This is a genomic window from Campylobacter jejuni (assembly GCF_001457695.1).
Lineage (GTDB): Bacteria > Campylobacterota > Campylobacteria > Campylobacterales > Campylobacteraceae > Campylobacter_D > Campylobacter_D jejuni.
Map to the genome: position 1 here is coordinate 688924 of NZ_LN831025.1, position 13565 is coordinate 702488.

Annotated in this window: 9 protein-coding genes, 1 rRNA gene and 1 pseudogene; all 11 read left to right on the top strand. The window is 30.8% G+C overall.

Annotation, left to right across the window (positions count from 1 at the left end):
• The first annotated feature begins 84 nt into the window (after nt 1–84).
• The 11 genes and pseudogenes from rrf (at nt 85) to AT682_RS03625 (ending at nt 13562) form a co-directional block, all read left to right on the top strand.
• Nucleotides 85–201: ribosomal RNA gene (gene rrf, locus AT682_RS03575) — 5S ribosomal RNA — on the top strand.
• Between the two features lie 248 nt (nt 202–449).
• Nucleotides 450–1631 carry a hypothetical protein gene (locus tag AT682_RS03580; protein WP_002882522.1) on the top strand — a complete coding sequence of 394 codons (1182 nt, stop codon included), beginning with the start codon at nt 450–452 and terminating at the stop codon, nt 1629–1631.
• A gap of 208 nt (nt 1632–1839) precedes the next feature.
• Nucleotides 1840–2631: an HrcA family transcriptional regulator gene (gene hrcA / locus AT682_RS03585; RefSeq protein ID WP_002856966.1), complete on the top strand. Its 792-nt coding sequence runs from the start codon at nt 1840–1842 to the stop codon at nt 2629–2631.
• Complete coding sequence (grpE, locus tag AT682_RS03590) at nt 2628–3158, top strand: nucleotide exchange factor GrpE (RefSeq protein WP_002882524.1); 531 nt, start codon at nt 2628–2630, stop codon at nt 3156–3158. The genes hrcA and grpE overlap by 4 nt, the downstream gene beginning before the upstream one ends.
• 21 nt (nt 3159–3179) lie before the next feature.
• Nucleotides 3180–3398: a hypothetical protein gene (locus AT682_RS03595; RefSeq protein ID WP_002882525.1), complete on the top strand. Its 219-nt coding sequence runs from the start codon at nt 3180–3182 to the stop codon at nt 3396–3398.
• 45 nt (nt 3399–3443) lie between these two features.
• A complete protein-coding gene (gene dnaK / locus AT682_RS03600) occupies nt 3444–5315 on the top strand; it encodes a molecular chaperone DnaK (protein WP_002882526.1) in 1872 nt (623 codons plus the stop codon).
• A gap of 132 nt (nt 5316–5447) precedes the next feature.
• A complete protein-coding gene (locus AT682_RS03605; RefSeq protein WP_002882528.1) occupies nt 5448–7358 on the top strand; it encodes an N-6 DNA methylase in 1911 nt (636 codons plus the stop codon).
• Nucleotides 7355–8632, top strand: a complete 1278-nt coding sequence (locus AT682_RS03610) for a restriction endonuclease subunit S (RefSeq protein ID WP_002882530.1) — start codon at nt 7355–7357, stop codon at nt 8630–8632. The genes AT682_RS03605 and AT682_RS03610 overlap by 4 nt, the downstream gene beginning before the upstream one ends.
• A gap of 10 nt (nt 8633–8642) precedes the next feature.
• Entirely contained in the window at nt 8643–9587 is a 945-nt protein-coding gene (locus tag AT682_RS03615; protein ID WP_002882532.1) for a hypothetical protein, read from the top strand.
• A 2-nt stretch (nt 9588–9589) separates the two neighbouring features.
• Nucleotides 9590–12505, top strand: coding sequence for a type I restriction endonuclease subunit R (locus AT682_RS03620; RefSeq protein WP_002882533.1), 2916 nt, complete (start codon nt 9590–9592; stop codon nt 12503–12505).
• A gap of 26 nt (nt 12506–12531) precedes the next feature.
• A pseudogene (locus AT682_RS03625) lies at nt 12532–13562 on the top strand (MBL fold metallo-hydrolase).
• Nucleotides 13563–13565 lie beyond the last annotated feature (3 nt).

Below are 13565 nucleotides of genomic sequence, written 5' to 3' on the forward strand. Positions count from 1 at the left end.
ATAAAAGATAAGAAAAAAGTAAAGAAATAAAAGATTAGGCTTTATTCTTAAATTCAATCTTTCAAAGAATATTTAAATAACAATGTCCGTGATTATACAGATGTGGAAACGCCTTGCTCCATCCCGAACCAAGAAGCTAAGCACATCGTGGGTGATGATACTACGCCTTACTGGCAGGGGGAAAGTAGCTCATTGCGGACTTGTTAAATATCTTCATTACTTACTTTATACATAAATCCTATGTTTATTTTTATTGTTGTTTTAGATGGTGCTTAGAATCGTGTTTAAAAAAGAGTTTGTTGCTGGTTAGGGTTTTTAGAGAGAATAGGGTGTTTTTAGGGGTTTGGAAGGTAATAGAGGATAAAAATTTAAAATTTTCTAAGTTAAAATTACGTAAAATATATCAGCAATATTTTTGAAAAGATGTCGAACAATTTGAAGGCATCAAAATGGATTTTATAAAATTTCTTAATCATTTTCAACCCATATCTAAATCTTCTCAGCAAGCTAGTGTATATAAATCTTTTAAGTTGAATTTAAAACCAAAGATTCTTAATGAAAAAGACGAAAATTCCTCTTCATTTCAAGATCAAAAAACAGATGTAGCTCAAACTATGCTTCAAAGATTGGAAGATGAAAAAGTTTTCAATCAAAAGGTGAGTGATAAAGTAAAAAAAGCTGAAAGAGGTATGACTACTATATATTTTAGAGATCCTATTACAAATAAACTCGTTCGTAGTGCTTTAAGTTCAACAGCTATCAATAAAATGGGAATTAAATTTGATAAAGAAGATATGACTAAAAGACTTGATGGATCATATATATTAAGTGGAAAAGCTGAAAATTTTGTGGCTGGATGGTATGCTGATATAGCATATACTAGAGCTTATGTGGCTAGCGATAGAAATAATGATGGATATTTAGAAGATTATGAGCTTGAAGATACGAAAAGTGGTTTTGTAGCACAGGCAACAAATTTAGGACTTTTTGTGCAATCTTATATACAATTAAATGGTAGTGTAGATACTCTATTTGGTTTTGAAAAAGATTTTAGAGAAATGCGTCCAGATGATACTAAAGATACAGATTATGCTGGTAGAACTATAGGTTTAGAGCTTGATAAAATGATAAGAAAAGATGGAGATTTTGATGGAGAGCTTAGTTTTAGCGAAACTGGCATGCAAGCAGTAAAAACCAAAGCTTCAAATTCTGGATGGACTGAAAGTGTAGGTATATTAACTTTAACTAAATTTGATCAAACTAATACAATGGAAATTAAAGATATCTTGGATAAATTAGGTAAAGGTGTAAAATATGATGATTTAAGTGAAGATGAAAAATCTCTACTTAAAATGCAATTATCTGATAAAATTTTTGATGAAGTTGAAGATAAAGAAACTGGTAATAAAAAACTTGTTTTTAATCTGGATAAATTTAAAATTTTCTATGAAGGTTTTGTGGATTTATTCAAACAAAGAAGTGCAAAAATGCTAGGTTTAAAACCTGAAGATGCAACTAAACTTAATTATGACAATCTTGGTGAAATTATCAACGAAATGAAGCAAACTTATTTTGATACAAATTCTACAAGTTATGGAAAAATAGCTGATTTAATTAAAATTTGGGCTTAGTTTTTATAATTATCTTGTAAAATATATTGTTATTTTTATTTTGATATATTGTATTCTTATAAAAAAGTAACTAATAAAAGTTTAGTCATATAGACTAAATAAAATTAAGTATATTTTTTTATATTTATACTTGACAAAATAACACTCAATGTTGTATAATACTTCTAGCAATCAAAAAATAGAGTGCTAAAAATTTAAGGAAAGAGCTATGAAAAGCCGAGATAAAAAGGATTTGATTTTAGATTCTATCATCCAAACTTATCTTTTAGATAATGTTCCTATTGGTTCAAATGAATTGAATTTAAATCTTTGCATCCCTGCTTCAACTATACGCGTCTATCTTAAAAGGCTTAGCGACGAGGGTTTGATCACTCAGCTTCATATAAGTAGTGGTAGAATTCCTACTATTTTGACAATGCAAAATTACTGGCAAAGTTTTTGGAAAAAAGAACAAGATCAAGATATCAATATCAAAAGTGAGAATTTTTTAAAAGAGTTGAGTAAAGAATTTGAAATTTACTGTCTTGTTTATGGTGGTAGAAGCTTAGTGCTTAAAGAAGTGCTTGATCTAAATGCTAAGTTTATAGTGCTTGATTTTAAAGAAGAAGAGCTCGTTTTAAAATATGAAAAAGAAGCATGGAATTTTTTACAAAGTCTTATAGGATTGGATCTTTTTAGTATAGAAAAAATAGCTTTGAGGGTTCATTTTATGGATCTTGTAGAAAAAATAGCTAGCTTAAGGCAAAATTTGATTTGCTATAGAAGCAATGAAGAAAGAGCTTATCAAATTTATCAAAATGATGAATTTGTTAAGCTCTTAGATTGCGGAGTTCATCGTTATTTCAAAGAAAGTCTTGAATTTGAACCTTTATTTAAAGAAGGTTTTATGGGGCTTAAGGTGGATGCGCAGTTTTTGGGCGAAGATGTAAATATTATCTTAGCAGGTAGTGTTTATACGGATTATAAAAAAATATTACAATACATAAAGGAGGCGGCGTGAGCGAGCAAAAGCAAGAATTTGAAAACGAAAACGCGGAAAATTCTGAACATTTGCAAGATGAGAATTTGCAAAATATCGAAGATGTTGAGCAAAACAAATTGCAAAAAGACTATGATGAATTAAAAGACAAATATATGCGTGCAAACGCTGAATTTGAAAATATTAAAAAAAGAATGGAAAAAGAAAAGTTAAGCGCTATGGCTTATGCAAATGAAAGCTTTGCTAAGGATTTGCTCGATGTTTTAGATGCTTTAGAAGCTGCTGTTAATGTCGAATGCCAAGATGAAATTAGCTTAAAAATCAAAGAAGGAGTGCAAAATACTTTAGATTTATTTCTTAAGAAACTTGAAAAACATGGAGTGGCTCTTATTAAAGAAGAAAAAGAGTTCGATCCAAATTTACATGAGGCAATGTTTCATGTAGATAGTGAAAATCATCAAAGTGGTGAAGTGGTTACCGTGCTTCAAAAAGGCTATAAAATAGCCGATCGCGTGATCCGCCCAACCAAAGTTAGTGTAGCAAAATAAATTTTAATAAAAGGAATTGTAGTGGCAAAACAAAAAAAAGATAGTGGAAAAAGATATACTAAAGAAGAGATTATATCTATTAAAAACTATATAGACAAAAATGGAAGTTTCAGAACCTACGAGGATGGAAATCAGTATGCTGAAATTCATCTTGAGAATACTGGAAAAGATAGATCAGGGCATGCTCTTTATATGTGTGCTTGGAGGATTGAAAATGGGGAATATGATTCTTACTTTTAAAGAGATAAAAATTTAATATATAAATTTCAATATAAAGGATAAATAATGAGTAAAGTTATAGGTATAGATTTAGGAACAACCAATTCTTGTGTTGCTGTGTATGAACGCGGTGAGAGTAAAGTAATCCCAAATAAAGAAGGTAAAAATACAACTCCTTCTGTGGTAGCTTTTACAGATAAAGGCGAGGTTTTAGTAGGAGATAGTGCAAAACGCCAAGCGGTAACTAACCCTGAAAAAACCATTTATTCTATCAAAAGAATTATGGGCTTGATGATCAATGAAGACGCGGCTAAAGAAGCTAAAACAAGACTTCCTTATCATATTACTGAAAGAAATGGTGCTTGTGCTATTGAAATTGCAGGGAAAATTTATACTCCGCAAGAAATTTCAGCGAAAGTTTTAATGAAACTAAAAGAAGATGCTGAAGCTTTCTTGGGCGAGAGTGTTGTAGATGCGGTTATTACTGTGCCTGCGTATTTTAACGATGCACAAAGAAAAGCGACAAAAGAAGCGGGAACGATAGCAGGACTTAATGTATTAAGAATTATCAATGAGCCTACTTCAGCAGCTCTAGCTTACGGACTTGATAAAAAAGATAGTGAAAAAATTGTGGTTTATGATCTAGGTGGGGGAACTTTTGACGTTACTGTGCTTGAAACTGGCGATAATGTAGTAGAAGTTTTAGCAACAGGTGGTAACGCTTTCTTAGGGGGCGATGATTTTGATAATAAACTTATAGATTTTCTAGCTAATGAATTTAAAGATGAAACAGGCATAGATCTTAAAAATGATGTTATGGCTTTGCAACGCTTGAAAGAAGCAGCAGAAAATGCTAAAAAAGAATTAAGCTCAGCTAATGAAACTGAAATTAATTTACCATTTATCACAGCAGATGCAAGTGGGCCAAAACATTTGGTTAAAAAACTTACTAGAGCTAAATTTGAAGGTATGATTGATTCTTTAGTAGCTGAAACCATCACTAAAATCAATGAAGTAGTAAGCGATGCAGGGCTTAAAAAAGATGAGATCAAAGAAATTGTTATGGTAGGGGGCTCTACTCGTGTTCCTTTAGTGCAAGAAGAAGTGAAAAAAGCTTTTAATAAAGATCTTAACAAGTCTGTAAATCCTGATGAAGTTGTGGCTATTGGTGCGGCGATTCAAGGTGCGGTTATAAAAGGCGATGTTAAAGATGTGCTTTTACTTGATGTTACTCCGCTCTCTTTGGGTATAGAAACTCTAGGCGGGGTAATGACTAAGATTATCGAAAAAGGTACAACTATTCCAACTAAAAAAGAGCAAGTTTTCTCAACCGCTGAAGATAATCAAAGTGCTGTAACTATCAATGTTTTACAAGGGGAAAGAGAATTTAGTCGTGATAATAAATCTTTAGGAAATTTTAATCTTGAAGGAATTCCACCAGCACCACGCGGTATGCCACAAATCGAAGTTACTTTTGATATCGATGCAAATGGTATTTTAACCGTTAGCGCAAAAGATAAAGCAACAGGTAAGGCTCAAGAGATCAAAATCACAGGTTCAAGCGGACTTAGCGAGGAAGAGATTAATAACATGGTAAAAGATGCTGAACTTCACAAAGAAGAAGACAAAAAACGCAAAGAAGCTGTAGATGCTAGAAATGCAGCTGATAGCTTGGCGCATCAAGTAGAAAAATCTTTAAGTGAGTTGGGTGAAAAAGTTGCCACTGCTGATAAAGAAAATATTCAAAAAGCTCTTGATGATTTGCGTGAGACTTTGAAAAATCAAAATGCAAACAAAGAAGAGATTGAAAGCAAAATGAAAGCTTTAAGTGAAGTTTCTCATAAGTTAGCTGAAAATATGTATAAAAAAGATGAGCCAAACACAGCAAACGATAAAAAGAAAAAAGATGACGATGTAATCGACGCTGAAGTTGAGTAATCTTCTAAAATCTCCATTCAAGCCTTTTTAAAAGGCTTGAACTCAATTCTATTTTATCTTATTTAATTTTTAAAAATTTTTTAGTAGTGATTTTATATAATATATTATTAATAAAAATATAAGGAACACATCATGGAACAAAGCCAATTCCAGCCCATTGTCAACTTTATATGGAGTGTGGCAGATGATTTGCTTCGTGATGTTTATGTAAAGGGCAAATACCGCGATGTTATCTTACCCATGACAATCATAAGAAGAATTGATGCGGTTTTAGAGCCTACAAAAGATAAAGTTCTTAAAACCTACAATACCTATAAAGATGAATTTGAAAATTTAGAATCTTTGCTAGGTGGAAAACAAGGGAATAAACTAGGCTTTTTTAATTATTCTCGATTTAATCTACAAACCCTTCTAAACGATCCAAAAAACATAAGAATAAATTTTGAAAATTATCTTGATTGTTTTAGTGAAAATATCAAAGATATCATTTTAAAATTTAAATTCAAAAACCAACTCGATACCCTAGAAGAATCCAATATACTTTTTGGTGTTATAGAAAGATTTTGCTCGCCTAAGGTAAATTTCGGTATAGAAGATATTTTAGATGAAAAAGGTAATGTTATCCATAAAGGCTTGAGTAATCTTGGCATGGGGTATGTTTTTGAAGAGCTTATCCGTAAATTTAACGAAGAAAATAATGAAGAAGCCGGAGAGCACTTTACCCCAAGAGAGATTATAGAGCTTATGACTCATCTTGTATTTTTGCCTGTAAAAGAGCAGATCAAACAAGGAACATGGCTTATTTATGATAATGCTTGTGGAAGTGGTGGTATGCTAACAGAATCAAAAGAATTCATCACAGATCCTGAAGGACTTATACAGTCAAAGGCAAATATTTATCTTTACGGACAAGAAATCAACCCTGAAACTTATGCTATATGCAAAGCAGATATGCTGATAAAAGGCGAAAATCCAGAGCGCATAAAATTTGGTTCTACCTTAAGCAATGATCAACAAAACTTACAATTTGATTTCATGCTTAGCAATCCACCTTATGGTAAGTCTTGGGAAAATGATCAAAAAATTCTAGGCGTGGAAAAGAAAGGTTCAAATTCAACTTGTAATGATCCAAGATTTAGTGTAGGCATTACAAGCAAAAGCGATGGACAAATGATGTTTTTGCTCAATATGCTTAGCAAGATGAAATTTGACACCCCTTTGGGTTCTCGTATCGCAAGCGTGCATAATGGAAGCTCACTTTTTAACTCAGATAGCGGTATGGTAGCTATAAGAAAGCATATCATAGAAAACGACTATCTTGAAGCTATAGTCGCCCTACCTACTAATATGTTTTATAATACAGGAATTCCCACTTTTATATGGATCATCACCAACAAAAAGTCAGAACACAAAAAAGGCAAAGTCCAGCTTATAAACACTACAAATGAAGAATATTTTTCAAAAATGAAAAAGTCTTTAGGCTCTAAACAAAATGAAATGACTAAAGAACATATAGAAAAAATCACTAAATTATTTTTAGAAAATGCAAGTAATAAAGATTGCAAGATTTTGGATAATGAAGACTTTGGCTATACTAAAATCATCATAGAAAAACCAAAAAGCATAGAAGCTTTAAAAGATGATGAAAAATTTGCAAAACTAAAAGACAAAGATAAAATCTTAGAAAAATTACAAGAATTAGAACAAAATCCACAAGACTTTAAAAACAGAGAAGAATTTATCAAATTTTTAGGCGTAAAGCTCAAAAAAAGCGAAGAAAATCTCATCATTGATAGCGATAAAACTAACAATACTGAAAAAATTCCACTCAAAACAAATATACAAGGCTATTATGACACAGAAGTAAAGCCTTATGTAGCAAACTCTTGGATAGCGTGGGAGAGTGCAAGTGTGGGCTATGAAATACTTTTTAGCAAATATTTTTATACCTACACACCACCAAGAAAGCTAGAAGAGATAAATAACGAATTAGAAAAGCTAGAAAAAGAAGTGCAAGATCTTTTAAGAGAGATTGTGCAATGAAAAATTTCAAAGAGAGTGGCATAGAATGGCTTGGGGAAATTCCGGAGCATTGGGAAGTGGTGAAAATCAACAAGATAGTAACTTTTGTAAATGGATATGCTTTTGAAAACTTTGATTTTAATCCAATTTTTGAAATTCCTGTGATTCGTATCGGAGATATGCAAAAGGAAAAAATTTTATATGACAATTGCCTAAAAACAAAAGAAAAAGAAAAATTGAAACAATTTTTAATTAGTAATAATGATATTTTAATTGCTTTAAGTGGAGCAACCACAGGAAAAATAGCATTTTGTGATACTGATAATAAAGCTTATATCAATCAAAGAGTTGCCATTGTTAGAAGTAAATTAAAACTTGTAAAATATTATTTTTTAACTAGAGGATTTTCATTACTTATTGAGCTTGCTTGTAATGGATCTGCACAACCAAATATTTCAACCAAAGAAATAGGGGAATTTAAAATTCCACTTCCACCACTAAAAGAGCAAGAGCAAATTGCAAATTTTTTAGATGAAAAATGCAAAAAAATAGCAAATTTCATAGAGAAAAAAGAAAAACTCATCACACTTTTAAAAGAACAAAAACAAGCCCTGATAAATGAAACTATCACAAAAGGACTTGATAAAAATATAAATTTCAAAGATAGTGGCATAGAATGGCTTGGAGAAATTCCACAACATTGGAGGATTGTGAAACTTAAATATGTAGCTTTTACAAACATAGGATTGGTTTATACTCCAGATGATATTATTGAAAATCCTGATGAAGGATATCCAGTTTTGCGTGCCAATAATATTCAAAATGGAAAAATAGATTATCAAGATTTAATTTATATAAAGTCTAAACAAATTGGAAAAAAACAAATTATCTCCAGTGGAGATTTATTAATGTGCGTCAGAAATGGTAGTGAAAATCTTTTAGGAAAAACAGCAAAAATTCAAGATGGATATTTTTCTTTTGGAGCTTTTACAGCAATTATCAAAAGTCAATTTAATGATTATTTTTATTGGATTTTTCAAACAAATATGTTAAGAAAATCTATTGCTAGTTTTTCTGCTTCAAATGGAATTGGGCAAATTTCACAAGACGATATTAAAAATTTTATTATATCTTTTCCACCCCTAAAAGAACAAGAGCAAATCGCACAATTTTTAGATTCTGAAATTTCTAAAATAGATAAAATTATAGAAAAAACCAAAAAACAAATAAAACTCATAAAAGAATACAAAACCACACTCATAAACCAAGCGGTTTGTGGTAGGATTGATTTATAAAAGGAGAAATATGGAAGAAAATAATTTAGAATATATAAAACAAAATTTTCAAATTCATTATTATTTTGATGATAACTCTCATTCAATGAATGCTTTTGTTCGTAATGCTATGGAAAAAGATTTTTTAAATTTTATTAATGAAATAGGAAATATTTTAGATATTAAAATTAAACTTGAAAGTCAAGCAAGAGAAGAAGGTGGGCTAAAGGAAAATATAATAATATGTTTAATAGGGTCCGCTTTATGTTATTTTGCTCCGGCCGTAAATAATATTTTAACTTTTTACTTAACAGAACAAAATAAGTTACAAAATGCAGATTTGAAATTAAAAGATCTTGAGCTTAAGCTAAAAGAACTTGATTTGAAATTAAAAGAAGAAGAATTAAAAAATAAAAAAACTCAAAATGAATATATTAAAAAAATAGAAGAAAATCATAAAATATATAGATTATTATCAAATTTTTATAAAAAAGTAGAAAATTATGAAAAAATTAAAAAAATAGGATATCAATTTAACAATTCAAATGAATTAATTATTGAACGAGAACAATTTAAATCTTTTATTATTGAAGAGAATAAAGATATAGAAACCATTGAAGAAGCTGAAATAGAAATCATATCACCTGTATTAAAAGAAGGTAAATATAAATGGAGGGGTATTTATAATGGAGAAAAAATTGATTTTAGTATGGGTGATAGTGGTTTTAAAAATGCTGTCATTAGGCAAGAATATAATTTTATTAATGGAACGACTATTAATTGTCAATTGGAAATCAGTAAAACTTTTGATGATTATGGAGAAGAAATTAAAACATCATATAGAGTAAAAAAAGTTTATAGTATACAAGCTAATGATATTTCTAAAATTACAAAATTTGGCCAGAAAAGAAGAAAACAAAAAGAAGAAAGTTTAGAACCAACTTTATTTGATTTCACAAAAGATACTAAGGACTAACAATGACTAACTACCAAGAAAAAGATTTAGAAAATTTCATAGAGTCTTACTTGTTAGAAAACCATGCCTATATCAAAAGAACAAATGAAAATTACGATAAAAATTTATGTTTAGATGTAGAGCTTTTTGAAAATTTTTTACAAGCTACGCAAAGTGTAGCACTTGAAGAGCTTAAAAAGCGTTGCGGACAAAACTATAAAAAAGAACTTTTTGATCGTATTTTCTCGCAGATTAAAACCAAAGGCATAGTTAAAGCCTTGCAAGGCTATGTAGAGATCAAAGGCATCAAAATTTACCTAGCCTTTGCCAAGCCAAATACCAATGCAAACGAAGAAAGCGTGAAAAAATACGAGCAAAACAGCCTTTCTATCATACGCCAGCTTCACTATAGCACGCAAAATAAAAACTCCCTTGATATAGTGATCTTTTTAAATGGCTTGCCTCTTATCACCATAGAGCTTAAAAACCATTTCACAGGACAAAATGTCTTTCACGCTATAAAGCAGTATAAAAAAGACAGAAACCCAAAAGAAGCTATATTTAACTATACGATAGTGCATTTTGCGCTAGATCATGATCTTTGTTACATGAGTACGAAATTAGATCAAGATGCGACTACATTTTTACCTTTTAACCTTGGTTTAAATAATGGTAGTGGCAAAATAGGCTTAGCAAATGGAGCAGGCAATCCACCAAGCGATGGTATAAAAACAGCTTATTTGTGGGAGAAAATCTTTAAAAAAGATACTTTGCTAAATTTATTTTTTAATTTTGTGCAAGTTGTAAAAAAGAAAAATGAAGAAATTATCATATTTCCTAGATACCATCAATTCGATGTAGTAGAAAAGCTACTCGCCCATGCAAAAGAAAACGGCACGGGGCAACGCTACTTGATCCAGCATAGTGCAGGAAGTGGCAAGAGCAATTCTATATCTTGGCTTGCACATAATCTCGTAAGCTTATATAGACTTGAAAAAAATATCTTTGATTCTATCATCGTAGTAACCGATAGAAAAGTGCTTGATAGCCAAATAAGGGAAAATGTAAAATCCTTTTCACAGACAAAAAATCTAGTCGAAGCCATCACTCATGGAAGCAAACAGCTTAAAAATGCTTTAGAGGAAGGTAAGAAAATCATCATCACGACTATCCAAAAATTTCCTTATATTTTAAATGAAGTCAAAAGCTTAAAAAGCAAAACTTTTGCTATCATCATCGATGAAGCCCACTCAAGCCAAAGTGGAAGCAATGTGCAAAAAATGGCAGAAGCTATAAGAGACAAAAGCGGCGATGAAAGCCAAAATTTAGAAGATGAAATTCTAGAAATCATAAAAAGCAAAAAGCTCCAGCCTAATGCCTCGTATTTTGCATTTACTGCTACACCTAAGCCTAAAACTTTGGAAATGTTTGGTATGCCTTGTGAGGTTGATGAAGGGCGAAAATTTATCCCTTTTCATCTTTACTCGATGAAGCAAGCCATAGAAGAAGGCTTTATACTCGATGTATTAAAAGGCTATACGACTTATAAAAGCTACTATAAAATCATATCTTGCACAAATGATAATCCAAAATACGATAAAAAAAGAGCCAACGCAAAACTAAAAGCTTATGTGCAAAACAATATCAGAACAATCGAGCAAAAATCACAAATCATGTGCGAGCATTTTTTCCAAAACAGCTTTAAAAAGATAAAAGGTAAAGCAAAAGCTATGATCGTAACAAGTTCAAGAGAGAATGCTGTGAAGTATTATCTTGTTTTTAGGGAGTATTTGAGAAAAAATTATCCACATTTTAAGGCTATCGTGGCTTTTTCAGGTGAAATCAATTTAGAGGGCGAAATTTATAGCGAAAGTGGCTTGAATGGTTTTTCAGAAGGTGTTTTAAAGGACGAATTTAAAAAAGATGAATATCGCTTTTTAATCGTTGCTGAAAAATACCAAACCGGATTTGATGAGCCATTACTCCATGCTATGTATGTTGATAAAACCTTAAGTGGAGTGAGTGCGGTGCAAACCCTATCGAGGCTGAATCGAACTTGTAAAAATAAAGAAGATACCTTTGTGCTAGATTTTGCAAATACTCATGAGGATATAGCCAAGGCTTTTAGTGTGTTTTATGAGCAAACTTATCTAAATGAACCTACTGATGATAATAGAATTTTTGATCTTAAAGCAAATCTTAGTGAATATGAAATTTACACCCAAGAAGAAATAGATGATTTTACAAATGCTATTTTAGGAAGAGAAAAAGAAAATGTTATACACTCAAAATTAGATATAATGCTTGCTAGATTTGATGAAAAAAGCGATGATGAAAAACTAGATTTTTATAGTAAGGCAAAAACTTATCTTAAAGAGTATTCTTTTTTGGCTCAAATTTTACCTTATGAAGATGTTGAACTTGAAAAGCTTTATATACTGCTTAAAAAACTTGCAAGTAAGATTATTTTACCTAAATCTCAAGATTTGGCTAAAGGAATTTTAGATAATGTGGATTTTGATAGCTATCGTTTACAGCTTGATAAAACACAAGATATCTTTTTGCAGGGAAATGGAGAGTTAAAACCCTCTTTTGCAGACGGATCAAGCAAGAGTGTTGAAACTGAGCTAGAAGAGCTTTCAAATATCATCAAAGACTTTAATAACAAATACACAAATATAGACTTCAATGAAAGCGATAAAATCGCTAAAATTTTATATGATATAAAAGATGATATGGTAAAAAATAAAAGAATTCTCGAATCTTTAAATAAATCCGATATGCAAAATTCTCGTATTGAATTTAATATGCTGTTGGAAGACAAAATTCAAGATATCTTGGAGTTAAATTTAGAACTTTTTAAACAATTTAATCAAAATATAGAATTTAAAGACAAGATAGCAAATACCATGTTTAATATGGTTTGTAATGATTTTTAAAGTATAAAATTGTCAAAAAAGGATAAATGTTTGTGAGTGTAGATTTTTTTAAAACCTTTGATATTTCTAATGTGCAACGATCAAAAGCTAAAAAAGTGCAGGGTAAAAAATATGAAATTTTTCTTAATGAAAACGAGCAAAGCCTTATAACTCCTAAAGTATCTTTTAGAGAAATTTTGAGGTATTATTATCTTTACCCAAAAAATGCCATTCCTTCTTTTAAATTACCTTTTTTAAGCCTGATTTGAGTGATTTTAGCACCCCACATATTACTTGGCTTGGCCATTCTTTGCTTTTTATAAGTTTTAAAGAGTATAAAATTTTGATTGATCCTATTTTTAACACTCATGCTTCGCCCATTTCTTTTATCAACAAGGCTTTTAAAAATGCTCCTGTTTATAATATAAATGATTTTAATGAAATTTTTGCTGTGATTATCACGCATTCGCATTTTGATCATTTAGATGCTAAGAGTGTAAAAGCTTTAAAAGATAAGGCTAAATTTTTTATCACTCCTTTAAAAGTGGGAAATTATCTAAAAAGCTATGGGGCGAGCGAGAAAAAAATTATAGAGCTTGATTGGTGGAGTGGAATAGAATTTGGTGATTTAAAAATCATTGCAACACCTGCACAGCACAGTTCAAGTAGGGGAGATGGTAAAAACAAAACCCTTTGGGCTTCTTTTGTGATGGAATTTTTAAGTGTAGATAAGAGAGTGTTTTTTAGCGCAGATGGAGGGTATTTTACGCATTTTAAAAAAATAGCTGAGTATTTTGGAAGTTTTGACCTAGCTTGTCTTGAAAGCGGACAGTTTAATATCGCTTGGCCATATTCGCACTCTTTTCCTGAGCAAATTTTAAAAGAGGCAAAAGATCTTAATGCAAAGGCTGTCATGCCTATACATTGGGGGAGATTTTTAGCAGGAACTCACGCGTGGAATGAAGTGATAAAATTTCTTTATGAAAATTTAGATTTACCCCTTATCACACCAAAAATGGGCGAGGCTTATGAAATAGGGGCTAAATTTAAACAGGATTTTTGGTGGAAAGAAGGATAAATT